Source organism: Sphingobacterium sp. InxBP1, assembly GCF_026191775.1.
Lineage (GTDB): Bacteria > Bacteroidota > Bacteroidia > Sphingobacteriales > Sphingobacteriaceae > Sphingobacterium > Sphingobacterium thalpophilum.
This window is the reverse complement of record NZ_JAINDX010000038.1, coordinates 1-23,750: the sequence shown is the minus strand read 5'-3', so window position 1 is coordinate 23,750 and position 23,750 is coordinate 1. Positions and strand designations below refer to the sequence as shown.

Annotated in this window: 22 protein-coding genes; 12 read left to right on the top strand and 10 right to left on the bottom strand. The window is 43.6% G+C overall.

The genetic code is table 11. The annotated features are described in order from the left end of the window. Positions 1-45: 45 nt before the first annotated feature. The 3 genes from K7A41_RS02020 to K7A41_RS02010 form a co-directional block, all read right to left on the bottom strand. On the bottom strand, positions 46-924 hold the full coding sequence (locus K7A41_RS02020) for a hypothetical protein (protein ID WP_265712379.1): 879 nt from the start codon (positions 922-924) through the stop codon (positions 46-48). A 176-nt stretch (positions 925-1,100) separates the two neighbouring features. Next, complete coding sequence (locus K7A41_RS02015; protein ID WP_265712378.1) at positions 1,101-2,057, bottom strand: hypothetical protein; 957 nt, start codon at positions 2,055-2,057, stop codon at positions 1,101-1,103. 89 nt (positions 2,058-2,146) lie between these two features. Continuing rightward, positions 2,147-2,749: an SMI1/KNR4 family protein gene (locus tag K7A41_RS02010; RefSeq protein ID WP_265712377.1), complete on the bottom strand. Its 603-nt coding sequence runs from the start codon at positions 2,747-2,749 to the stop codon at positions 2,147-2,149. Between the two features lie 165 nt (positions 2,750-2,914). On the opposite strand from K7A41_RS02010, the gene K7A41_RS02005 reads away from it, so the two are divergent. Further along, positions 2,915-3,928, top strand: coding sequence for a PDDEXK nuclease domain-containing protein (locus tag K7A41_RS02005; protein ID WP_265712376.1), 1,014 nt, complete (start codon positions 2,915-2,917; stop codon positions 3,926-3,928). 105 nt (positions 3,929-4,033) lie between these two features. Continuing rightward, the gene (locus K7A41_RS02000; RefSeq protein ID WP_028069882.1) at positions 4,034-4,294 is read left to right on the top strand and encodes a hypothetical protein; all 261 of its coding nucleotides are present in this window, start codon (positions 4,034-4,036) and stop codon (positions 4,292-4,294) included. 298 nt (positions 4,295-4,592) lie between these two features. On the opposite strand, the gene K7A41_RS01995 is transcribed toward K7A41_RS02000, so the two are convergent. Both K7A41_RS01995 and K7A41_RS01990 read right to left on the bottom strand, forming a co-directional pair. After that, positions 4,593-5,006, bottom strand: a complete 414-nt coding sequence (locus K7A41_RS01995; RefSeq protein WP_028069883.1) for a hypothetical protein — start codon at positions 5,004-5,006, stop codon at positions 4,593-4,595. A 67-nt stretch (positions 5,007-5,073) separates the two neighbouring features. Beyond that, a complete protein-coding gene (locus tag K7A41_RS01990) occupies positions 5,074-5,688 on the bottom strand; it encodes a SprT-like domain-containing protein (protein ID WP_265712375.1) in 615 nt (204 codons plus the stop codon). Positions 5,689-6,109: 421 nt separating this feature from the next. Between K7A41_RS01990 and recN the strand changes: the two genes are divergently transcribed. Next, complete coding sequence (gene recN / locus K7A41_RS01985; protein ID WP_265712374.1) at positions 6,110-7,771, top strand: DNA repair protein RecN; 1,662 nt, start codon at positions 6,110-6,112, stop codon at positions 7,769-7,771. Positions 7,772-7,829: 58 nt separating this feature from the next. On the opposite strand, the gene K7A41_RS01980 is transcribed toward recN, so the two are convergent. Both K7A41_RS01980 and K7A41_RS01975 read right to left on the bottom strand, forming a co-directional pair. Further along, on the bottom strand, positions 7,830-8,258 hold the full coding sequence (locus K7A41_RS01980; protein WP_265712373.1) for a hypothetical protein: 429 nt from the start codon (positions 8,256-8,258) through the stop codon (positions 7,830-7,832). 136 nt (positions 8,259-8,394) lie between these two features. Further along, a complete protein-coding gene (locus tag K7A41_RS01975; protein WP_028069893.1) occupies positions 8,395-10,923 on the bottom strand; it encodes an ATP-dependent Clp protease ATP-binding subunit in 2,529 nt (842 codons plus the stop codon). Positions 10,924-11,108: 185 nt separating this feature from the next. Here K7A41_RS01975 and ettA point away from each other — a divergent pair, with 185 nt between their 5' ends. The 9 genes from ettA (at position 11,109) to uxuA (ending at position 21,718) form a co-directional block, all read left to right on the top strand. Further along, positions 11,109-12,791, top strand: a complete 1,683-nt coding sequence (ettA, locus tag K7A41_RS01970) for an energy-dependent translational throttle protein EttA (RefSeq protein ID WP_265712372.1) — start codon at positions 11,109-11,111, stop codon at positions 12,789-12,791. 9 nt (positions 12,792-12,800) lie between these two features. After that, the gene (locus K7A41_RS01965) at positions 12,801-13,991 is read left to right on the top strand and encodes a PAS domain-containing sensor histidine kinase (RefSeq protein ID WP_028069895.1); all 1,191 of its coding nucleotides are present in this window, start codon (positions 12,801-12,803) and stop codon (positions 13,989-13,991) included. Between the two features lie 27 nt (positions 13,992-14,018). Then, entirely contained in the window at positions 14,019-15,086 is a 1,068-nt protein-coding gene (locus tag K7A41_RS01960; RefSeq protein ID WP_265712371.1) for a response regulator, read from the top strand. Positions 15,087-15,251: 165 nt separating this feature from the next. After that, positions 15,252-15,662: a lactate dehydrogenase gene (locus K7A41_RS01955; protein WP_265712370.1), complete on the top strand. Its 411-nt coding sequence runs from the start codon at positions 15,252-15,254 to the stop codon at positions 15,660-15,662. A 6-nt stretch (positions 15,663-15,668) separates the two neighbouring features. Next, complete coding sequence (hemN, locus tag K7A41_RS01950) at positions 15,669-17,039, top strand: oxygen-independent coproporphyrinogen III oxidase (RefSeq protein ID WP_265712369.1); 1,371 nt, start codon at positions 15,669-15,671, stop codon at positions 17,037-17,039. Between the two features lie 10 nt (positions 17,040-17,049). After that, positions 17,050-19,452 carry a heavy metal translocating P-type ATPase gene (locus tag K7A41_RS01945; RefSeq protein WP_265712367.1) on the top strand — a complete coding sequence of 801 codons (2,403 nt, stop codon included), beginning with the start codon at positions 17,050-17,052 and terminating at the stop codon, positions 19,450-19,452. A 5-nt stretch (positions 19,453-19,457) separates the two neighbouring features. Next, positions 19,458-19,622 (top strand): cbb3-type cytochrome oxidase assembly protein CcoS, encoded by a 165-nt coding sequence (gene ccoS, locus K7A41_RS01940; RefSeq protein ID WP_265712366.1) that lies wholly within the window; start codon positions 19,458-19,460, stop codon positions 19,620-19,622. A gap of 105 nt (positions 19,623-19,727) precedes the next feature. Next, positions 19,728-20,546 (top strand): SDR family oxidoreductase, encoded by an 819-nt coding sequence (locus K7A41_RS01935; protein WP_028069901.1) that lies wholly within the window; start codon positions 19,728-19,730, stop codon positions 20,544-20,546. A gap of 11 nt (positions 20,547-20,557) precedes the next feature. Further along, a complete protein-coding gene (gene uxuA / locus K7A41_RS01930) occupies positions 20,558-21,718 on the top strand; it encodes a mannonate dehydratase (protein WP_265712365.1) in 1,161 nt (386 codons plus the stop codon). A 130-nt stretch (positions 21,719-21,848) separates the two neighbouring features. On the opposite strand, the gene K7A41_RS01925 is transcribed toward uxuA, so the two are convergent. The 3 genes from K7A41_RS01925 to K7A41_RS01915 form a co-directional block, all read right to left on the bottom strand. Then, entirely contained in the window at positions 21,849-22,871 is a 1,023-nt protein-coding gene (locus K7A41_RS01925) for a LacI family DNA-binding transcriptional regulator (RefSeq protein WP_265712364.1), read from the bottom strand. Between the two features lie 346 nt (positions 22,872-23,217). Then, positions 23,218-23,559 (bottom strand): hypothetical protein, encoded by a 342-nt coding sequence (locus K7A41_RS01920; protein WP_265712363.1) that lies wholly within the window; start codon positions 23,557-23,559, stop codon positions 23,218-23,220. A 3-nt stretch (positions 23,560-23,562) separates the two neighbouring features. Next, positions 23,563-23,750 (bottom strand): hypothetical protein (locus K7A41_RS01915; protein ID WP_265712362.1); only part of this gene is annotated, 188 nt, incomplete at its 5' end.

The following is a 23,750-nucleotide window of genomic DNA, read 5'->3' as shown; positions in this document are numbered from 1 at the left end:
CAATTTTAGGAATTTTAATCTTGTTTCGGAAATGTTGTGCCAATTTTACTTGTGGGACATGTCTTTGATCAATTGTAATGTCACCGTCTGGTCCAGTATGCCCTTTGGATCATCAATCGTTATGTTTCCCAAGATATCTTTTTTTATCGAAGCTCGATTTCCCTTGTTATCGCTGGCTTCATAATTCCCAAATATATCCTTTCTTACGGAAACATGGCTCCCTTTGTTATCTTCAATTGTTTTGCCTCCCAATATGTCGGTTCTAATGGTTGTACGTTTGCCATTGTTACTTTCAATGGTGAGGTCACCCAAAATATTTCTGGATACTTTACTTGAATGGCCTTTGTCGTCACGGATATCCAAGCCCCCAAAGATGTCTTTCGATATTGTTGTATTGTTTCCCTTGGTATCTCGAACATCCAAACCTCCGAAAATATTTTTTGATACAGTAGTAAGGTTGCCGTGGCTGTCACGGATCTTCAAATTATTGAGGATATTTATGGAAGCAGTGGATGGACTCGCGTCCTGATCAGGAATATCAAAATCCCCACTTATATTTTTTCTGATCGTTTTTTCCTGTCCATTGTTATATTTTACGACTATATTGCCGGAATAATCTTGTTTTATCGATGTTTTAAGCCCGTTATTATCCGTTTTTGTATATCCGTCCCAGTGGTCTTTACGGTATTTGATACTTCTACCCCAGTTGTCTGAAACGATTACATCTCCCCAGCTATCAGTTTGTATTTTAATGGAGCCTTCATCTAAGCCTTCCGAAGCAGCTAATTTTGTAATATACTTTCGTATATCGTCAGAAAGTGTATCAGTCAACATTATATTGGGTTGCTTAATAGAAAGTTTGTTTTTGGCAATTACTGTAGACATGGACAGTACAAAACTGAATAGGATATATATGCGTACCATATGACTGTGATTTATGGTAAGATACGAATTTTTGCTTTTATTTTCTCCATCTTTTGATGAAGCTGAAAACTTTCTGTAACCATACTAGAATGAGTCACTTAAAATACCCAGATAGCTAATACCTCTATTCTGATAAAGCCCGGAGTGACGGATAGTATGGAAAAATGCGGTGTATGCTAATCGTTGTATTGTATTCTCGTAATTTCAACATGCTTGAGTTTTTCTTTTCCGAGTTGTAGTGCTCCTTCTCTTTTAGCTTCTATGAAATAAGGAATGCCAGGATTGTACCAATATTCCAGATGTTTGTTATCGTACATATCGAATCTCGATGTATTGGTTATTTCATTCATTTCATTTGCCTGAAGTCCCAGCTGAGGTAGCAGATCTAGTAGAAAAGCTTTGGCATCAGCTGGATTTATGGTCGTTTCTTGAGAAATGACACAAAAGCTGTTGTCTAAGTCTACGTCCTGCACAACAACCTTTATATCTGCGGGTATCGAAGTTTGGCCAAAAGGATTAGCCATTTCACCCTTCCACTGTAATGTGTCTTTTACGGGGTACATTGTGCCAAAAGGTGTATGAAATAGGATAATATCCTTCGCTACCATTTGTTCGACCATTTCCTCTGAACTGAATATCTTGTAAAGTGCCTGATTCATTTTTTCTGACTCTTGTGCCGACATTTTATTGGATTTTTTAGAGTGGTTTGACAGCGTATTGAAAATATTCAACATGCTGTTTTTAATGTCGTCAAAGTTTTCGATTGCTACATATTGGCCGATATCATCTGTCTTATAGATAACATTCATGACCATATCTTTTGCGATACTTTTTATCAATTCTGAAGTTGAACTGTCGGCAAATGAAAACTGTGACCAATCGATGTCATAAGCCCACTTGATCCTATAACCATCGGGCAACGAGTCCAGTACAGTAAAGCTGGCCTGAAAAGCTGCAGAATCATTTCGTATAAGCCGATCTTCCTGCCATTGTTGGTTTATTTTTGTGATTGTAAAGTCGTACGAATCACCAGCTGCCCAGTAGGCGGCAAAGGGGATAGTATCCACCTGTGCATAGGCTCCCGTCCTCATTAGGAAGAGAACGAGGAAGGTAAAGATGTATTTGATTTTCATTTTATCTAAGGTGTTTGAATACGGCTTTTGGTGCTAATTTATGGTTATTTTCTTGTTCCCCAATTATGTCTGGCTATTTGCTTGGTAATCTACTCCAGATAATCTTCGATAATGAAGTCAAATTGATTGTCGATCAATTTTTGAAGATATTCATCAAAGTTGTCTGCGATCACACGAAACTCATCGGGGTCATGCAGGAAGCGTACGATTTGGCCAGCTTTGCCTCTCTCCGAGGGACTGAAATCAATGAATAACTGTGAAGTTCCACCGTTATTCATACAATCAGAGAAATGAAGCCAATTTAAATGGACGCCATTATCCGTGATTTTCGGGTCGATCTCCACATGATCGTATTCTCGATTGATATAATCCCGATAGTAGGTTGTGGCCACCCCTTGATTCTCTATCATTTGCTCCGATGAAAGCAGATAATATGGGTACTCAAAGACATCGGATCCCAGGAAATACAAAGCAATTTTCTCGTCATTGTAGGTTCTCCAATAAGTGCCATCCACATAGAGGAGCAGGTCGATTAACGCGTCGGGTAGGGCTGGATAAATCTGCTTGAGTCTGTAGATATTCTCGTCGCTTGCGCCATGTTTGATTTTTTCAAAGTTGTCCCATATCTTTTTACCGCCATTCTCGTAGTACGCATTTCTGAGGGCGGAAATATAATTTACAGCTGTTTTCATTCGACTTGTTGTTAGTCGGTGAAGTTAAATAAACTTTCTGAAATAGCTTTTATATCCCAACGGTCATTATTTGATTTTTTACTAAAATATTTAGTATTTTTCATTGGTTTTGTTTATTTTTGTTTGATGCAAGTGCGGTAGTACACGAATTAAAAATAAGCAGATATGGTATCAGATAAAACGTTAGTGTCCGATATAAAAGCGATTATTGCGCGGTCCAAAGAGAATGCGATCCGTGCTGTCGATCATCAGCGTACGTTGATGTATTGGCATATTGGAAAGCGTATTTTCGAAGAGGAGCAGCAAGGAAAGGATAGGGCCGATTACGGTAGATATCTGACAGAATACATTGCTGAAGCATTGGAGCCTGAGTACGGGAGCGGCTTCTCTAAGCGACAAATTGAATTGTTTCGGCAGTTCTATCGGGTTTTCCCAATTGCGAACGCACTGCGTTCGCAATTGAGCTGGACACAATATAAGCTTTTGATGCGGCTTGATTCGGCAGCACAGCGTGAGTTTTATATTGCAGAAACGATTAAAAATAATTGGACATCGCGACAACTGGAACGGCAGGTCTTTAGCAATCTATACGAGCGCTTGCTACTTAGCAATGATAAGGAAAGTGTATTGGCTGTTGCAAAAAAGGAAAAGGTGCCTTCCGATGCTAGAGAAATTATCAAAGACCCGATGGTACTCGAATTTTTAGGCCTGAAGCGGGAGAGCGCCTACTATGAAAAAGATCTTGAAAGCGCGATTATTGCTCATCTTCAAGAATTCTTGTTGGAGTTAGGAAATGGCTTTTCCTTTGTTGCCCGGCAAAAACGTATCCACATTGAAGGGGATGAGTTTTTTGTTGATTTAGTCTTTTACAACCGACTATTGCAAAGTTTTGTGATCATAGAGATCAAGACACATAAATTAACCCATCAGGACATTGGTCAGTTACAGATGTATGTAAATTACTATGACCGTGTGGAAAGACTTCCACACGAGCATCCAACAATCGGCATTTTACTCTGCGCAAGTAAAAACGATGCAGTTGTGAAATTTACGCTTCCTGAAGGACAAAAGCAGATTGTCGCGAGTCAATACGAGCTTTACCTGCCTACTGAGCAGCAGCTGCTCGATGAAGTGAATAGAGAGTTGGACAGTTTTGAAAGCAAAGGGCGGGAAGATTAGACGAATCGTAACTTTATATCATTTACCAGATACCCGCTTTTTTCAATTTTATTTTTCATACATAGATTATTTTGTACATTTGTATCGAATAAAATCGAAATAGAAATGGCAGATACTGTACAACCAAGAGCTCCAAAGACAACAGATAATAACGCGAATCAAACTCATTACTACAAAACATTGGTAGTGGCTATCGCTTTAGGTTTAATAGGTACATTTATCCGTTTTGTACCGGATGTATGTCCAGCATTGGGACAACAAACATTTTTGTTCTCTGCAATCGCGAATATTGCGATGATCGTAGGATCTCTTATTGCTTTCAAAACCGTTTTCGGTATTTTGGGATTTGGAAAAAACCGCGACTAACGAACAGTTATTTAAGATATGAAAGCCTCACTTCCTGAGGCTTTTCTTTTGTGATTTACCTTTAGCAATACACTTAGCGATAAGACGCTACTGCTATTACATGTACAATAAGCTAAGAAAACCAACTGTAGGCCGTTCCTACGAATAAATGGCGTTTCGAGACACCATCATCCTGTTTTAATGGACATGGATCAATAGGAGCATAGCCAACTCATCGATGTACTAGAAGAAAAATACAGATCAATACATAAAAAAAGGCATCAATTTTTTTGATGCCTTTTTTTATGTATTGATTTGATTATGCAAAGAATGACCATGTACCCCAAGGAATACGTGCAAGCATCAGGATAAGACCAATGATGTAGAAGATTACAACAGTCTGATTTGCTTTTCTGGCATTTTCCATCTTTTTGGCTTTGGAGTAACCGATGGTGATCAGCACGATGGCAATAATCATCGTCAGCGGGTGCTCGATGATTTTAAGACGCAAATCCGCGTTTTTCATCACGCCGCCAGAAATCATGGATGGATATTTCAGATAGAAGTATAGGATCAGTCCTACTAATAACTGAATATGCGATACGATAAAACCTAACAAGGCAATCTTACGATTGTATGGTTTGTTGCCTAGGTAGTTCGTTAAGGTGATCACAATAGATATCACCAGGGCTAGCAATAAGACAATTGCTATTGTCGAGTGTAAGTGTAACATAAAACCTCTCTTTAATTGTTTCCTAAGTTAGCAAAGATAAAAATATAATGGTTGTATTTGTTAAAAATCATCGTTCGAGCGGAAATACTTCGGCTATCGGGTTAAAAAGATATATACGTCTAGTGCTCAGTTCCATGCATTTGTAGCGTTTGCGGATCTTGCCAATCCGTTGAAAAGAACGTCCGTTTTTCAGGGCAAAGTAATGGCCGTCCTCCAGGGACTCTACGGTGAGCGCGCTCGACTTTGCCGTATCATAAGCCTTTAACGTCCGGAAAAGATGAAGGTCAGTGCAGCTGGAGGCCGCCGGATTCTCCATATAATTGAGTATCGCCTGTTTAATATCGGCTGGAAAAATAGATAGTTTTAAAAACGGATCCATCAATTGTTTAAAATGATTCTTCCATTCGGTACCGTGGGGCTTGACACGGTGTTGATGCTTATTCCAGGTCTGCAGGTGTGCAAACTCATGAATAGTCGTTATCAGAAAGGAATAGCGGTTCAGATCATGATTGACCGAAATGCGGTGTGGGCTGCCCCTAAATGGAGCGCGGTAGTCGCCCAGTTTGCTGCTGCGTGAACGGGAGATTTTAAATAAGCAGCCCGTATCGTTTATCCAGTTGGATATAATCGGGGCAGCTTCTTCGGGCATATATTTTTTTAGGGTAGCACTGTAATCTTGCATGTCATAAAAATAAGGATTTATTCAGCTTTGCCTCATAAGCTGACAACATTATTTTGTCATGAGCAAACATTATTCTGTCAAAATGGTATTTTTATAGAGCAATAAGGGTGATGCATAGCCGATAAGAGGCACTATGCTCATGGTAGACGGGGTATTCCAATTTTGGTTTGTAGCGATATCAAGGTGATTTTCCCTTGCTCCGAATAGATAACTTTCATGACCTGAAGAGTTGTTTAACTATAAATGTTAGTTTAATTTGGAAAAATGATATTATTTTTAGTATTTAGTAGTCGGTTAATGGCTGACCCACCAAATAAATCGTCTATTATCACTAAAAAAACATTGAAATAGGCTGATTTTTAATTAAATTGGTTACATAAGCGGCGACGGGAGTTACAAAAAGAAATAGACCTTCAACAATATGCTAGATACCTTACATATTAAAAACTATGCCCTTATCAACGAACTGGAGATACAGTTTGATAAGGGGCTGAATATGATAACCGGGGAAACTGGAGCAGGTAAATCCATTATTATGGGTGCGCTCTCCCTGGTTTTGGGCAATAGGGCAGAGGGAAAGCATTTTTTTGATCAATCAAAAAAATGTGTGATTGAAGGCGAATTCAACATCGGCGCTTATCGGCTATCCGACTTTTTTGAGCGGAACGATCTGGATTATGCTGATCAGACTATTATCCGTAGGGAAATAACTCCCGATGGAAAATCGCGGGCATTTGTCAACGATTCCCCAGTCACATTAGTGGTTCTTAAGCAATTGGGCGAACAGCTCATTGATGTGCATTCGCAGCATGCGACTTTACAGATCAATACAGAGGAATTTCAATTTTTGGTGCTCGACAGTGTAGCTGGTACTTTTGGATTAAAGCAAATCTTCAAAGAAAGCTTCCAGGCTTATAAAAAAGCCAAAAGGGAGCTGGATGAACTCAAAGAAGCCGTCAAGAAGGCCGCTATAGAACAGGATTACTTCCAGTTTCAGTTTGATGAACTGGATGCAGCCAAACTGCTGGCTGATGAACAGGAGAGCTTGGAGCAGCAGCAGCGACAGCTCGAAAATGCGGAGGAAATCAAACGGGCTCTTCATACTGCTTCGAGCCTGTTGGAGAATCAGGAAGTTGCAGTATTAGGCCAGTTAAAAGAATCGCTGAATCAGGTGGAAAATATTGCAACATTTACACCGGAAGCAGCAGATCTTGCTGCCCGCCTGAAAAGTGCATGGATCGAATTGAAAGATATCGCAGGTGAGCTGACTTCTCTGGCAGATGATACGCAACTGGACGAGGGAACACTGTCGGAGATCAACGAACGTTTAAGTTTGTTGTATTCTCTGCAGAAAAAACATCACGTCGATTCGGTGGAAGAATTAATTCAGTTGCGGGATGATCTGGAATCAAAACTACTAGCCATCAGTTCGTCGGACGAACAGCTTGAACGTCTGGAAGCAGAGGTGGAGTTCAAACTTGAGGAAGCCCGCAAGAATGCTCAAGAATTGTCGGATAGGCGAAGATTGGTGTTGGATCAGATTGCGCAGGATGTGCAAGGTACATTGTCGAATGTAGGTATGTCTAATGCAGCTCTTAAGATTGTACTGGAGCCGCTTAAAGACGGCGATATGCGCGAGTCTGGGCTGGATACCGTCCAGTTCTTATTTTCGGCAAATAAAGGGCAGGCTTTGCAGTCCATCCATCGCGTAGCCTCCGGCGGGGAGCTTTCGCGTGTGATGCTGGCAATAAAATCGCTCGTGGCGAAGACTTCTGCCTTACCGACGATTGTCTTTGATGAGATCGATACTGGTATCTCCGGGGAAGTAGCCTTACGTGTAGGGGAGGTGATGGAAAATCTAGCTCAAAATATGCAGGTGATCGCAATTTCGCACTTGCCGCAAATCGCTTCGAAGGGCACAGCACATTTCAAGGTATACAAGGAGGATAAAGCTAATCGTACGATATCCAATATTGTCCGGCTAGATCAAGAGGGTAGGGTCAGAGAAATCGCTCAGATGCTCAGCGGGGCAAATCCTACGGATGCTGCACTCGAGCATGCGGAATTGTTATTGAAAGTTTAAGTCTGGTTAACATTAGAAAAAGAGTTTGCTGTCTAAACAGCAAACTCTTTTTCTAATGTTATTGTCCGCCATTATCAGCGTCCGTTAAAGTAACTTTCATTATCATTTCACCAGGGACAGCAGGAGTTCCGATACCAACATAATCAGCATATACAATTACTTGACCTATTTTGTAATCTACTCTATAATCATATGCACCAATGGCGGAAGGAATATTGCGAAAATAATCCGGTCTATCATTATTGAAAGAAATTGCAACATTTACGTGCCCTGTTTCAAAGTATTGCCTGTCTAATTCTGGAAATGGGACCTCTATCACGAAAGTATTGGTTCCGCTAATTCTTTTCCAGTCTCCGAAACTATCATTTGGTATGTCAAAGGTATAGCTCACCCCTGGTAGATAATTTGTAATATACTCCTTTTTACAAGAAGAGAATGAAACCAACGTTGCGGTTCCAATTAATGCTGCGAATAAAAGTCTTTTCATATTGTGTGTATTATTTGTGACGTTTTTTATTATATGACGATAAAATACTGCGATAGTTTAACGCTAACTTGGTATATAACAAAAAATGCACCAGTATGGTGCATTTTTTAAAATTATTTCGAATACAGCAGGCCAATTATTTCTCTGCCGTATCTTTTGAAGACTTCGGATCCGAGCTAGATACCTCTATATCTTTGGTTTCTGGGTTAATGCTTACGGTCAATACTGAACCGGCCTGCACGTTGCCTTTAAGGATCTCTTCAGCAATTGGATCTTCGAGATATTTTTGAATTGCCCGTTTTAGTGGACGTGCCCCAAAATTACTGTCGTAACCTTTATCCGCAATGAAATCCTTGGCTTCATCCGTCAAGTTGATCACATAGCCCAAGTCTGCGATGCGTTTGAACAGCGATTTTAATTCAATGTCAATGATCTTGAAGATATTCTCCTTAGTCAATGAGTTGAACACAATCACATCATCAATTCGGTTCAGAAACTCGGGCGCGAAAGCGCGTTTCAACGCTGTCTCAATCACACCTCGGGAATGCGCATCCGACTGCTGTGCTTTGGCTGCGGTAGTGAAACCGACTCCCTGACCAAATTCCTTCAACTGACGTGCACCAATGTTGGAGGTCATGATGATAATGGTGTTGCGGAAATCGACCTTACGGCCCAGACTATCCGTTAATTGTCCTTCATCCAATACCTGTAGCAATAGGTTGAACACGTCGGGGTGAGCTTTCTCAATCTCATCCAAAAGCACAACAGCATAAGGTTTGCGGCGTACTTTCTCAGTCAGCTGACCACCTTCTTCATAACCTACATATCCCGGAGGCGCTCCCACCAAACGGGAAACAGCAAACTTCTCCATGTACTCACTCATATCGATCTGGATCAAGGCGTCCTCCGTGTCAAACATGAAGCGCGCCAGCTCCTTCGCTAATTCAGTTTTACCTACACCAGTAGGGCCTAAGAAGATAAAGGAACCGATCGGTTTTTTCGGATCTTTCAGCCCAGCACGTGTGCGCTGGATAGCCTTCACTAATTTACCCACAGCATCGTCCTGACCGATGATCCGTCCTTTCATCAGCTCCGCCATGTTCAACAGCTTCTGGCTGTCCGTCTGGCTGACACGTTGCACTGGAATGCCAGTCATCATCGCGACCACCTCAGCTACATTTTCTTCCGATACAGTATAGCGTTTGGACTTGGTCTCCTCTTCCCATGCAATCTTCTCTTTTTCCAGTTCCTCGATCAGCTTTTTCTCCGTATCGCGCAATTTGGCTGCTTCCTCATATTTCTGGCTGCGCACCACCTTATTTTTCTCCAATTTGACTTCCTCGATTTTGTTCTCGATGTCAATGATGGACTGCGGTACATGAATATTGTTCAAGTGTACACGTGACCCGGCCTCGTCCAATGCGTCAATCGCTTTGTCCGGTAAAAAGCGGTCGGTAATATACCGTGTGGTCAGCGACACACAGGCCTCAATCGCTTCTGGTGTATAGGTCACGTTGTGGTGATCCTCATATTTCTCTTTGATGCGGTTCAGGATTTCCACAGTTTCGTCATGTGTCGCAGGCTCGATAGTCACCCGTTGGAAACGACGATCCAATGCGCCGTCTTTTTCAATGTACTGACGGTACTCATCTAATGTCGTAGCACCGATGCACTGAATCTCACCCCTTGCTAAGGCTGGTTTGAACATGTTGGACGCATCCAATGAGCCTGATGCTCCACCTGCGCCGACAATGGTATGGATCTCATCGATAAACAAGATCACATCTGGTGACTTCTCCAGCTCATTCATGACGGCTTTCATGCGTTCCTCAAATTGTCCACGATACTTTGTGCCTGCTACCAAGGAAGCGAGATCCAAAGTGACTACCCGTTTGTTGAATAGCACACGGGATACTTTACGTTGTACGATACGCAGCGCCAGTCCCTCCGCTATCGCTGATTTACCGACTCCCGGCTCCCCGATCAAAAGCGGGTTGTTTTTCTTGCGTCGTGATAGAATTTGAGACACACGCTCGATTTCTTTCTCGCGGCCGACAATAGGATCCAGTCTGCCTTCCTCTGCAGCTTTGGTCAGATCGCGACCAAAGTTGTCAAGTACCGGCGTCTTGGATTTGATATCCGAAACCTTCTTGGGCTGGATATATTGATCATCTTCCGCAAAATCGTCATCGCCACCAGTAGGAGAACCAGGAGCTTCATCCTTGATGCTTGTCCTGTTCTGCTCTACTTCAGACTTGAAGATGTCGTAAGTGACATTATATTGCTGTAATATCTGTGAAGCAATATTGTCTTCATCCCGCAGGATTGCCAATAATAAATGCTCCGTTCCAATAATATCTGACTTGAAAATCTTCGCTTCTAAATACGTAATTTTTAAAACTTTTTCAGCTTGTTTTGTTAATGGCATATTGCCAATCGGTGCGCGTGATACAGATGCCCCCTTCACTGCGTCCTCCACAGATTGACGTAGGGCTGTAGTGTCAATGCCTATGTTTTTCAGGATTTTGATCGCCATTCCATCGCCTTCACGAATCAATCCTAGCAACAAGTGCTCCGTTCCGATATAGTCGTGACGCAATCTCAAAGCTTCCTCTCTACTGTACGATATGACATCCTTTACGCGCGGTGAAAATTTTGCTTCCATTGAATACCTTTCTGTTTTATATTAAGGATATATAAATGTAGTAAATTCTACATTTCAAACCTTAAAATTATTTTAAATAATGTCATCAACAATTAAGCCATGACCATAATACGTCCAAAATGTCAGTATAAAAGATTACATTTGTATGTTAATATAACAAGAGTTTTCCATTTTTTTTAAATTTTATGTCAGACGAGAAGATTATTTTTTCGATGGCTGGTGTCAACAAAATCCATCCGCCCCAAAAACAAGTTCTAAAAAATATCTATTTATCTTTTTTCTATGGTGCCAAGATCGGCGTGATCGGTCTCAATGGCTCGGGTAAGTCTTCTTTATTGAAAATTATTGCGGGACTCGACAAGTCTTATCAAGGTGAAGTGGTGTTCTCTCCGGGTTATTCTGTGGGGTATTTGGCTCAAGAACCTGAATTGGATCCTGAAAAGACGGTTCTCGAAATCGTGCAGGAAGGTGTCGCTGAAATTACTGCCATCTTAAAGGAATACGAAGAAATCAACGAAAAATTCGGACTGCCGGAAGTCTATGAAAATCCGGACGAAATGGATAAGCTATTGGCCAGACAAGGAGAATTGCAGGACAGAATCGATGCGACAAATGCCTGGGAAATTGATTCAAAACTGGAACGGGCCATGGATGCGCTGCGCTGCCCTGAACCGCATGCTAAAATTGTCAATTTGTCAGGTGGCGAGCGCAGGCGTGTAGCATTATGTCGCCTTTTGCTGCAGGAACCAGATGTCTTGCTGCTCGACGAGCCAACCAACCACCTGGATGCTGAGTCTATCGACTGGCTGGAACAACATTTAAAACAATATAAAGGAACCGTCATCGCCGTTACGCACGACCGCTACTTCCTCGATAATGTGGCTGGTTGGATTCTTGAACTGGACCGCGGCGAGGGTATCCCTTGGAAAGGTAATTACTCTTCATGGCTCGATCAGAAGGCGAAGCGTCTGGCACAGGAAGAAAAACAGGAAACCAAACGTCAAAAGACCCTCGAACGTGAGCTGGAATGGGTGCGCATGGCGCCTAAAGCCCGTCATGCCAAATCGAAAGCGCGTTTGCATAACTATGAGAAACTGGCTTCCGAAGAAACGAAAGAGCGGGAAGAAAAACTGGAATTGTTCATTCCCCCCGGTCCGCGCCTGGGTAACTCTGTCATCGAAGCGACCAATATTTCCAAGGCGTATGGCGACCGTATTTTATTTGAAAATCTCAGTTTTATGCTGCCGCCAGCAGGTATTGTGGGTATCATCGGTCCGAATGGCGCGGGTAAGACGACCTTGTTCCGTCTTATCACCGGACAGGAGACACCGGACTCCGGCTCGTTTAAGGTGGGTGAAACAGTTAAATTGGGGTACGTGGATCAGATGCATCATGACCTTGATCCTGAAAAGTCGGTTTGGGAAAATATTACAGGCGGAAACGACAACATGTTGTTGGGCAACCGTATGGTAAATTCCAGAGCATATGTGTCTAAATTCAATTTTAATGGCGCCGATCAGCAAAAGAAAGTAGGCGTGCTCTCCGGTGGTGAACGCAACCGCGTACATCTGGCCATTACATTGAAAGAAGGGTCTAATGTACTTCTACTCGACGAACCTACCAATGATATCGATGTGAATACCTTACGGGCTTTGGAAGAAGGATTGGAGAATTTTGGTGGATGTGCTGTGGTCATCTCCCACGACAGGTGGTTTCTGGACCGTATCTGTACCCATATTCTCGCTTTTGAGGGCGACTCCCAAGTGTACTTCTTCGAGGGTAACTATTCGGAATATGAAGAAAATCGGAAAAAACGCCTCGGTGATGTCACACCGCACCGTATTAAATACAAAAAACTCGTAAAGTAGGAGACGTTTATGGAAAGCGGAAGACTTTTGGCCGCCATAATAGACCATGCAATTGATGGTATCATTACAATAGACAACAGGGGGAATGTGGAAAGCATTAACCCTGCTGCTCTTGAGTTGTTCGGTTACGAAGCCGACGAAGTGATCGGGCACAATGTCTCTATGCTGATGCCCGAACCTGATCGCAGTAATCACGACGGTTACATCCATAATTATCAGACCACAGGCCAAAAAAAAATTATCGGCATTGGGCGCGAGGTCATGGGGCTCAAGAAGAATGGCGAGACCTTTCCCTTCCGGTTGGCCGTAAGCGAGGTGTGGCTAAAAGACAAGAACATATTCACAGGATTTATTCACGATCTGTCCCGCGAAAAAGCCGCTGAAGATATGCTCAAACAGCATGCAGCGGAACTGGAACATAAGGTTAGTGAACGTACCCGGGACCTGATATCGCTGGTTTCCGAACTCGAAAAAGCAAAAGCCGAAGTCTCAAAATCACTGGAGAAGGAAATCGAACTGAACCAGCTCAAATCACGGTTTGTTTCTATGGCTTCGCACGAATTTCGTACGCCGTTAAGTTCGGTACAGCTGTCCGCTTCGCTGATTGAGAAGTATTCGGAACGTCCCGACGAAAGGGCCAACATTATCAAGCATACCAACAAGATCAAAGGAGCGGTGCAGTTGCTGACAAGTATTCTTAACGATTTTCTGTCCCTCGAAAAGCTGGAAGCTGGTATTGTAGCTGTAAACAAACAATATATTAATCTAGTTGAACTGGCGGAGGAAATTACCGAAGAAATGCAGTTGATCTGCAAGAAAAACCAGCATATTGTCTATCAACATACGGGGGAGTCGGGACATTTTTCCCTTGATCCAAACCTGCTGAAAAATGCGCTTGTCAACCTGATATCCAACGCAATCAAGTATTCGGGAGAGGATACATTGATCGAATTTACGACCTGCATCGATGGCAACGGATGTACGATATCGGTCAAAGATAACGGTATCGGTATTCCGGAAGAAGACCAGGTACATTTATTTGAACCATTTTTCAGGGCACATAATACGGGAAATATACCGGGCACAGGTTTAGGATTGAATATCGTCAAACGGTATATAGAACTCATGGAAGGAAATATGGAGTTTGAGTCGGAAGTACATAAAGGGACATCATTTCGTGTCAGTTTTAAACAAGATTAAGATCTGAGCAAAAAATATTGCATTCGAATGGAAAATAAAAAGACAATTCTGATCATTGAAGATAATAGTGATATCCGTGAGGGAACGAGCGAAATTCTGGAGCTTACGGGGCGCTATCAAGTGATCACCGCTGAAAACGGCCGGATAGGAGTCGATCTGGCAACCAAACATATTCCTGATCTGATTCTCTGTGATATCATGATGCCCGAACTGGATGGCTATGGTGTGCTATTCATGCTGAGTAAAATTGAACGTACCGCCAGAATTCCGTTTATTTTTTTAACCGCCAAGGCCGAGCGGGCGGACATGCGCAAAGCCATGGAAATGGGTGCCGACGATTACTTGACCAAGCCTTTTGATGATGTCGAACTGATGAATGCTATTGAAGTGCGACTTAAAAAACATGAACAGCTGTCGGCCGAATCAGCACAAGAGTTTGACCTGGGGTTAAGCGCGGATGAACAGGTGCTCGTGTTGGACGAATTGATTGCCAATTCTCGGGTCAAGACAGTGAAAAAGAAGCAGACGATCTATGAAAAAGACGACTCACCTACGTATATCTATTTTGTGAAATCTGGGCAAGTTCGCAGCTTCAGATCCTATAAGGATGGCCGTGAGCTGTCGACAGGCATTTATATTAGTGGAAACTATTTCGGATACGCGTCCGTACTTCTGAATGAGAATTACGAGGACTATGCCGAAGCGGTGGAAGCTAGCGAGATTGTGCTGATTCCCAAGGATAGCTTTCTGGAACTATTATGGAAAAAACCAGCTATTGCCAGCAAGTTTATCAAGCTGTTGTCCGTAGATCTTCGTGAGAAAGAAGAACAGCTGCTGGGATTTGCGTACCATTCCGTTCGCAAGCGGGTGGCGAATGCATTGATCAGTGTAGCCGAAAAAAGCGGTATCAACATCCATGAGGTCAATGCCTGTGCCATTGATGTCACCCGGGATGGTCTGGCGTCCATTGCTGGAACTGCGAATGAAACTGTTTCGCGTATGCTCTCCGATTTTAAAGAAGAGAAGCTGATTACCAAGGAAAAAGGAAAGATTTATATCAATTCCATCAAAAACCTGCGCGATGTGAAACAGTAGGGACTGCGGCGCTCGCCGCAGTACATCTCCTCCCTTCACGCTCACCTTATTACAAATAGTGATTTATATCATTTTAAGCTGTGGTTGTCTATCATCTTTTTGATGATAGACTTCGACTACTTTTGTCTTGGGATAGCCTTATTGAAGGCAATTGTAGAATTCAGCATGAAAGTAGTTGTATATAGTGTAAAATCATTCGAAACAGAATTCTGGGCGCTGGCAAATGCCAAACAGCATGATCTTACCTTGATTTCAAATGAATTAAATGAAGAGACGCAGCATTATGCCCGCGGAAAGGACGCTGTGGTAGTTACCCCTGAAGATATTCTGGACGCCACCATGCTACTTAATCTAAAGCAGCTGGGGATCAACAAAATCATGACAAGAAGCATGGATACCGCCCATATCGATCTGGTGAAGGCGGGAGAACTAAATATTCAGATTGCCAATGCACCATTTGAAGACCAGAGTCCCAAGGGACTGGCCGAACAAACCGTGCGGAATCTTAACCTTTGGGGCATAGAGAAATGCGTTGGCAAAGCATGCTGCTGCCTGAACGACTGTGCAAAAAAATAACTGACAATGAATAGATCAGAAGTTATCAGGGCGGAATTGGTTCGGAAATATAATGTGGCCGCTCCGCGATATACCAGTTATCCGACTGTCCCGTTTTGGGATCAGTCCACATTTACCACTGAAGCTTGGCGTGAACAGGTATATCATACTTTTCAGCGATCGAAAGAAAAAGGGATCAGCCTGTATATTCACCTGCCGTTCTGTGAAAGCCTCTGTACCTACTGCGGGTGCAACACGAGGATTACTAAAAATCATCAGGTAGAGCTGCCTTATATTGCCTCTCTTTTAAAGGAATGGGAGATGTACCTTGCGATTTTCAATGGCGAGCGACCACTGCTTTCGGAAATTCATCTGGGCGGGGGCACTCCGACTTTCTTCCGGCCGGAAAATCTGAAAGTGTTGATCGAAGGTTTATTGAATCATGCGGATGTGGCGCCGGACAGTTCCTTTTCATTTGAGGCACATCCGGCGAATACAGATATAGCTCATCTGCAGACCTTGTATGATCTGGGCTTCCGTCGGCTGAGCTTAGGGATACAGGATTTTGATCCACTAGTGCAATTTGTTATCAACAGACACCAAACCTTGGAAGAGGTTGAAACCGTAATGGTTAACGCCAGAAATATCGGCTTTGATTCCATTAATTTCGATCTGATCTATGGATTGCCGAAACAGACACTGAACTCTGTTGAAGATACGATCCTCCAGTCTATGAAGCTTTCTCCAGACCGCATTTCCTTTTATAGCTATGCGCATGTACCATGGATAAAGCCTGGGCAACGTCATTACACAGAAGCAGACCTGCCTAGTGGTGCATCGAAGCTCGCACTCTACAATCTAGGCAAAAAACTGATCCTGGAACAGGGTTATGAGGATATCGGCATGGACCATTTTGCAAAAAAAGAAGATGAGCTTTTTCTTGCGTTTCAGCAGGAAAGACTGCATCGCAACTTTATGGGGTACTCCGATCGCTTCAGTCCCTTGCTGATCGGTATAGGTGTGTCTTCTATCAGCGACGCTTGGGGAGCTTTTGCACAGAATGTCAAAACCGTTGAAGAATATCACCAACTTGTTGAATCGAGGCAGCTGCCAGTTGTGAAAGGTCATATGCTCAACGAGCAGGACCTGTTAGTAAGGCGCTATATATTGGATATGATGTGTAAAGGAAGAGTGCAGCTACAGCCGGAAGCAGCGCTGAGTGAGCGGATTAAAGCGGATTTGTCCCAACTTGCTGTGGACGGGCTGGTGGTCATCGACGATCATCATGTTCAGTGTACAGCTACCGGCCGTTCATTTTTACGTAATATCTGCATGGCTTTTGACCAGCGTTTGCGCAACGCTCAGACACAGAAACAGCTTTTTAGTCAGGCAATTTAATCGTAGGGATATGTCAGATATTAAGCAAGATGTACAGTTGGAGGAAAAATGTTTCCATTGTGGCGATAAAATCGAAGAAAGGGGATATCACCTCGATAACCACGATTTTTGCTGTCTGGGATGCCAGACCGTTTATCAGGTCCTGCACGAGAGCGGGATGCAGCAGTACTACCGTTATAATCAGCACCCTGGAAAATCGAACCGCACAGAAAAAGAAGATTTTTCCTATCTGGACGAGCCTCAGATCGCTGAAAAGCTAATAGACTTTAAGGATGACAAAATCACGATCATTACTTTTTATATACCGGCAATTCATTGTAGTTCCTGTATATGGCTGCTCGAAAACTTGTACAGACTCACCCCACATGTGCTGCAATCCCGTGTGGACTTTATGAAGAAGCAGGCCAGCATTACATTCAGCCACGGTCAGCTTCCGCTGAAAGAACTGGTTTATCTGCTGAGCAATATCGGCTATGATCCAAAGATCACTCTTCAGGATGTGGTCAAGGAGGGGAATAAACGCAATTTGAACCCCTTGGTTGCCAAAATAGCTGTTGCAGGGTTTTGTTTCGGTAATTCCATGCTGTTTAGCTTCCCGGACTATTTCGGCATGGGAGCGTTTGAAAAAGAGTATGCCAGCTTTTTTGGCTACGTCAATTTAATGTTTGGCCTACCGGTCTTGCTCTACTGTGCCTCCGATTATTTTAAATCCGCAATTTTTAGCCTGAAACAGAAACGGCTAAACCTCGACGTGCCTCTGGCTCTGGGCATTCTGGTTCTGTTCATGCGCTCGGCATTTGAAGTGATTACACAGACAGGAGCTGGGTTTACGGATACACTCTGCAGCTTGGTGTTTTTTATCCTGATCGGCAAATGGGTGCAGCAGCGGACCTATTACCACATATCCTTTGAACGCGATTATCGCAGTTACTTTCCTGTAGCGGTAACGGTCTTGACTGAATCTGGCGATAAGCCCGTGCAATTGGCGGATGTGCGTATCGGTGACCGTATTCTGGTGCGCAATAACGAAATTATACCTGCGGATGCCATGTTGCTCAAAGGCGAGGCTGCTATCGATTTTAGCTTTGTGACTGGCGAATCCAGTCCCATACATAAAATTCTGGGCGAAATTATCTATGCTGGAGGACGGCAGATCGGGGAAGCTATTGAACTTGAGGTTGTTAAGCCGGTTTCGCAATCCTATTTGACCAGATTGTGGAATAACGAAAACTATAAAGATTACGATAGGCATTTCCAGACCTTCGTCAACTTTATCAGCAAATATTTTACTGTTGTTTTATTGGCAATTGCTTTTTTTGCCGCAGCAAGCTGGGCTATTGATGGTAATGCCAATAAGGCTTGGGGAGCTTTTACGGCGGTATTGATTATCGCCTGTCCATGTGCGTTGGCGCTAAGCTCCCCATTTACACTTTCTGCAGCCTTGAGTATCTTCGACCGGAATAAGTTTTATGTGAAGAATACCGCCGCCATCGAACAAATGGCATCAATTGATACGCTCGTGTTTGATAAAACCGGAACAATTTCTTCTCCTAAAGCAGCTTCGATTTATTTTGAAGGCAGGTTGTCGGCAACAGAAAAAAAAATGCTCAGTGCTGTTTGCCGAAATTCGAGTCATCCATTGAGCCGTGAAATCGTCAAGTGGCTGGGATCCGCGCATGGCCTATCGAATTCCCTGGTGGCGGATTTTAAGGAATTTCCGGGTAGGGGAATGCTCGCCAATGTGGGAGGGCAGCAGGTGCGAATCGGGAGCGCCACATTTATGGGAATTGGAAATATAAAGTCTGATGGTTCGGTTGTCTTTATCCGCATAGGGGAGGACCTTAAAGGCTATTTTACAGTGGAGCAGTCCTGGCGTGAGGGCTTATCGACATTAGTTGAAGATTTAAGGGAAGATTACGGTCTTCATTTGATATCTGGTGACAATGACAGACGCCTCGACGCGCTGAAGCTTATTTTCCCATCAGATGCCACTCTGTTGTTTAACCGGTCGCCGATGGAAAAGCTTGACGCAATTCAGCAATTTCAGGGTGCTGGGAAACATGTCTGTATGGTGGGAGACGGACTGAACGATGCGGGAGCGTTGCGCAAGGCAGATCTGGGGATCGCCGTGAGTGATGATATCAATAACTTTTCACCGGGTTGCGATGCGATACTCGACGGCGACTCTTTTGCTAAGCTGCCCCGTTTTTTTGCATTCAGCAAAGATGCGGTGAAAGTGATACATATGAGCTTCGGCATATCGCTTTTATATAATATCATTGGGCTGAGCTTTGCTGTGCAGGGAACTATGTCGCCACTCTTTGCGGCGATCTTGATGCCTATCAGTACGGTTACAATCATATCCTTTACCAGCCTTATGACAAGATGCTATGCAAAACGGCATAAACTATAATAATTATGGAAATCATGTATATCTTGATTGGCTGCAGTGTCTTTCTGGCTCTGGTCTTTCTTTGTGCCTTTTTTTGGGCAAACGAAACCGGACAGCATAATGACACCTACACGCCTTCGGTACGGATTCTGTTTGATGATGACAGAGCGGATGAAGCGAATCCGGAATGACGTACGATAACTAAAACGTTATCGTAATTAAATCAATTGCTTTTTTTTGTAATTAAGGTTATTATCAATAAAATTGGGAATAAATACCAATTTGAAATAAAAAACATGAATAATAATCCATTTTCATTAAAAGATAAGGTTGTCGTCATTACTGGGGGGACAGGCATTCTGGGCGAAGCGTTCGTCGAGGCTTTAGCCGAAGCGGGAGCAAAAGTTGCGATCCTGGGCCGCAATGCGCAGGCTGGAGCCGAACGTGTTCAACAGGTTGAAGATCTGGGAGGGCATGCCATATTTGTCGAAGTTGACATCATGGACGAACTGGACGTTAACCGGGCGAAGGATGAAATTCTCAAAAAATGGGGGCGGATCGACGGTCTTGTGAATGCAGTAGGAGGAAATATTCCCGGGGCGACCATTGGAGCGGATCAGGACCTGTTTGCCAGCAATATTCAGGATACGATTAAAGCCATTGAGCTAAATCTTTATGGTACGATGATACCTACACATGTCATTGGTAGAGTAATTGCTGAAAGCGGTAAGGGAGTGATCGTCAATATCTCTTCTCTAGCAGCGAGCCGTCCCTTCACGCGCGTGCTTGGCTACACCGTTGCCAAACATGGAATTGACGGCTATACCAAATGGATGGCTACGGAGCTCGCACAGCGATACGGTGATCAGGTCCGTGTCAATGCCATTGCACCAGGAGTGTTCCTGACGAAACAAAACAAAACTTTGCTGACAAACCCTGACGGTACGTATAGTGACCGTACCAAGCGGATCCTCAGTGGCACGCCTTACAACCGCTTGGGTGACCCGCGTGAGCTAAAGGGAACTTTGGTTTATCTTTTGAGCGATGCGTCGGCCTTTGTGACCGGCGAGACCGTTTTTGTCGACGGAGGATTTAATGCATGGTGTGGCGTTTAATTATACTTTAAATGAATAAATTAGAACAAACCTGGCGTTGGTATGGCCCCAATGATCCAGTAACCTTACAAGATGTTAAGCAAGCAGGGGCAACCGGCATTGTCTCCGCTCTTCATCATATTCCGCATGGTGAGGTATGGCCATTAGCAGATATCCAAGAACGTAAAAGAATTATCGAAGAGGCCGGACTTACCTGGTCCGTAGTCGAAAGCGTCACTGTACATGAGGAAATCAAAACAAAGGGGCCCAAAGTCGATGAGTATATCCAGAAATATCGCGAGACCTTGAGCAATCTTGCAGAATGCGGTATCAAGACAATCTGTTACAACTTTATGCCGGTACTCGACTGGACGCGTACACAGCTTGATCTGCTTATGACAGACGGATCTAAGGCGCTTTATTTTGACTGGATTGATCTGGCTGTTTTTGATATTTTTATATTAAAGCGTGAAGGTGCTGATAGAGAATATTCAGAAGATATTGTCAAACAGGCGGCCGGGCGATTTGATCAAATTTCAGAACAGCAAAAACAGGACTTGGCCAATGTTGTGTTGATGGGCATTCCCGGGGAGAAGAGTGTGGAACTCGATGCGCTGAGAGCGAGCATCGATACCTATAAACACATAGGGAAAGAAGGATTACGTGAAAATCTGGTTTATTTTTTAAACGGAATTGCGGCGACCTGTGAGTCGAACGGTATTCATATGACAATTCATCCGGATGACCCGCCGTATCCTATTTTGGGGCTGCCGCGTATTGCGAGCAATGGCGAAGATTTTAACTACTTTTTGAATGCGGTTCCGCAACAATTTAACGGCGTTTGTTTTTGTACGGGCTCTTTGGGGGCTAGTCAGACAAATGATCTACCGGCAATTTTGGAAGAGATTAAGCATCGGGTGAATTTTGTTCACCTGCGCAACGTGAAGAAAGATGCTATCGGTAGCTTTTACGAAGCGGATCATCTGGACGGCGATGTTAATATGTACAAGATCATGAGAATTCTTGTCGCTGAAAATCAGCAACGTTCCAAAGCGATTCCGTTTAGGCCAGATCATGGACACCAGATGCTGGATGATCTGCATAAAGTGACGAACCCGGGGTACTCTGCGATCGGCCGGTTAAGAGGCTTGGCTGAATTACGCGGTTTAGAATACGGAATAATAGGCGAGTAGGAGGAAGCTTATCAAGTCGGATGGCTAATATCCTCTGCTGGACAACAAAAAACGGCCTGGAGAAATGATGTTTTGACATCTATCTTCGGCTGTTTTTTTGTTGCTGTATCGATCGGCTATTGGTACAACCTTATAAGGATGATTTTCGGATAATAAGCTGTGTAGGCAGCTCAATCGTTTCAAATTCATGGACGGGCCTCGTTCGGTTGATGGTTTCGATCAGTTTTTTTGTCGCCAATTCCCCTATTTCTGTTGCTGGCTGTACGACTGTTGACAGAGCTGGGTTCAACGAAGCTGCGATTTGCGTGTTTGAAAACCCGATGACAGCTATTTGTGCAGGTACCTCGATCTGAAGTTCGGCTAAGATGCCCAATGTTCTTGTGGTGATGACATCGGTTGCACCAAAAATCGCGTCTATATTTTTATGTTCGATATATTCTTTGGTTAAGATTTCTTTTATTGTACGGTCTAACTCAGCTGTATTATTAAAACTGCACTCAATATAATGCTTTTCGTCAAATGGAATGGCTGCGTCGGCTAGAGCGGCTTTGAAACCATTGAGCCGTTCCTGTGCAACCCCCAGGTTTTTTCCGGTGATGTGTAATATACGGCGTTTCCCCCGTTGGATAAGATGCTGCGTCGCGCTATAAGCGCCCTGAAAATTGTTGACCCCGACCTTGAAGGTGTCCAATGCATGGTTGATACGGTCGAAGATTATCACCGGTATTTTGGCTTTTATCAGTGCTTTAAGTTCTTCGATGTTTGAATCGAAACTGACAGGAGCAATCATTAAACCATCGATGCCTCTCATTTTTAACACATCAATACAATTCTTTTCGATACGTTCGTCCTCACGGCTTTGCATAAAAATGATGTCATAGATCGTTTGTTGTGACGCAATCTGTATTCCATCGAGGATTTGTGATACGAAAGTATTACTGATATTGGAAACGATAACGCCGATTGTGTTCGATTTTCCGATTTTTAGGCTTCGTGCTAATTTATTTGGATGGAAATTATGCTTTTTTGCATATTCTTGAACCATTTTTTTTGTTGCTTCGCTGATTTCATAGCTGTCTGACAGTGCTTTGGAAACAGTCGAAACGGAGATGTTCAATTCTAAGGCAATATCTTTCAGGGTGGTTCTGCTCATCGCTATCGGTTATTGAGAAGATAAATCTACATAAAAAAATAGATAAACAAGTTTTTTTAATAAGTATCAAAGAATTATTACCTGATCTTTTGCACATCGGGAGCGGCAAGAGCGCCAGGATGTAGAATTGGTTTGGTGTTTTTACTATTGTCCGATTTAGGGTCTGGATAACGTATGTTCAACTTGTTACCAACTTTATTAATAAACTCGGATTTCTAGACATCTTAAAAGGGTATAAGCGGGGATTAACAAGGGTATACCCCTATAATACCCCTGTTACCCCCCTGTTAATCCGGTGTTATCTCCCGGTTAGTTTCAAATTTGATCATAATTTGATGAAAGTTAGTCAGGAGTACGAACGGTAGGCACATCTTGACGCACCATTAAGCGGCTTCCAGGTCCTCACTTTGCTTCCGCACAGGTTTCCTTCTGTCGGCCTGCGGATTCGCTTATTGTCTGTCCGGAGTGCGTGTGTCGGTACTGCCCCATGTTTTCTCCGGCTGCGGTGCACCGGGGATCCACTGCTGCTCCGTGCGCTATCCGCATCCGGGGCAGGATGACCGTGGAGTGAGAACAGGTCCGGGGGGCGCTGAGAGCGTGCAGGACACGGACTCAACACGGACTCAGCACGGAAACAGGGCGGAGCCACCATGCTGATGGCATGCTGCTGTCCTGCAGTGAGAGTCAAGCATTATCGGAGTATTGCCGGCTCTGGTAATCCGTCTTCAGAATCTGTTTCCTGGGCTCCGGGGGGCGTCGCTGTTGGCCATGGTCTGCGGAAGCTGTCCGGTCTATCACCGTCCGGCGGATCATGCCGATGTACCATAGGTTTGCTGTCTCCAATGCTGCAGTCCGAACGGGCATACTTCCGTTCCCCTT

Coding starts and splice junctions, on each gene's coding strand:
- K7A41_RS02020 (WP_265712379.1), bottom strand. CDS start 924: ATGGTACGCATATATATCCTATTCAGTTTTGTACTGTCCATGTCTACA.
- K7A41_RS02015 (WP_265712378.1), bottom strand. CDS start 2,057: ATGAAAATCAAATACATCTTTACCTTCCTCGTTCTCTTCCTAATGAGG.
- K7A41_RS02010 (WP_265712377.1), bottom strand. CDS start 2,749: ATGAAAACAGCTGTAAATTATATTTCCGCCCTCAGAAATGCGTACTAC.
- K7A41_RS02005 (WP_265712376.1), top strand. CDS start 2,915: ATGGTATCAGATAAAACGTTAGTGTCCGATATAAAAGCGATTATTGCG.
- K7A41_RS02000 (WP_028069882.1), top strand. CDS start 4,034: ATGGCAGATACTGTACAACCAAGAGCTCCAAAGACAACAGATAATAAC.
- K7A41_RS01995 (WP_028069883.1), bottom strand. CDS start 5,006: ATGTTACACTTACACTCGACAATAGCAATTGTCTTATTGCTAGCCCTG.
- K7A41_RS01990 (WP_265712375.1), bottom strand. CDS start 5,688: ATGCAAGATTACAGTGCTACCCTAAAAAAATATATGCCCGAAGAAGCT.
- recN (WP_265712374.1), top strand. CDS start 6,110: ATGCTAGATACCTTACATATTAAAAACTATGCCCTTATCAACGAACTG.
- K7A41_RS01980 (WP_265712373.1), bottom strand. CDS start 8,258: ATGAAAAGACTTTTATTCGCAGCATTAATTGGAACCGCAACGTTGGTT.
- K7A41_RS01975 (WP_028069893.1), bottom strand. CDS start 10,923: ATGGAAGCAAAATTTTCACCGCGCGTAAAGGATGTCATATCGTACAGT.
- ettA (WP_265712372.1), top strand. CDS start 11,109: ATGTCAGACGAGAAGATTATTTTTTCGATGGCTGGTGTCAACAAAATC.
- K7A41_RS01965 (WP_028069895.1), top strand. CDS start 12,801: ATGGAAAGCGGAAGACTTTTGGCCGCCATAATAGACCATGCAATTGAT.
- K7A41_RS01960 (WP_265712371.1), top strand. CDS start 14,019: ATGGAAAATAAAAAGACAATTCTGATCATTGAAGATAATAGTGATATC.
- K7A41_RS01955 (WP_265712370.1), top strand. CDS start 15,252: ATGAAAGTAGTTGTATATAGTGTAAAATCATTCGAAACAGAATTCTGG.
- hemN (WP_265712369.1), top strand. CDS start 15,669: ATGAATAGATCAGAAGTTATCAGGGCGGAATTGGTTCGGAAATATAAT.
- K7A41_RS01945 (WP_265712367.1), top strand. CDS start 17,050: ATGTCAGATATTAAGCAAGATGTACAGTTGGAGGAAAAATGTTTCCAT.
- ccoS (WP_265712366.1), top strand. CDS start 19,458: ATGGAAATCATGTATATCTTGATTGGCTGCAGTGTCTTTCTGGCTCTG.
- K7A41_RS01935 (WP_028069901.1), top strand. CDS start 19,728: ATGAATAATAATCCATTTTCATTAAAAGATAAGGTTGTCGTCATTACT.
- uxuA (WP_265712365.1), top strand. CDS start 20,558: ATGAATAAATTAGAACAAACCTGGCGTTGGTATGGCCCCAATGATCCA.
- K7A41_RS01925 (WP_265712364.1), bottom strand. CDS start 22,871: ATGAGCAGAACCACCCTGAAAGATATTGCCTTAGAATTGAACATCTCC.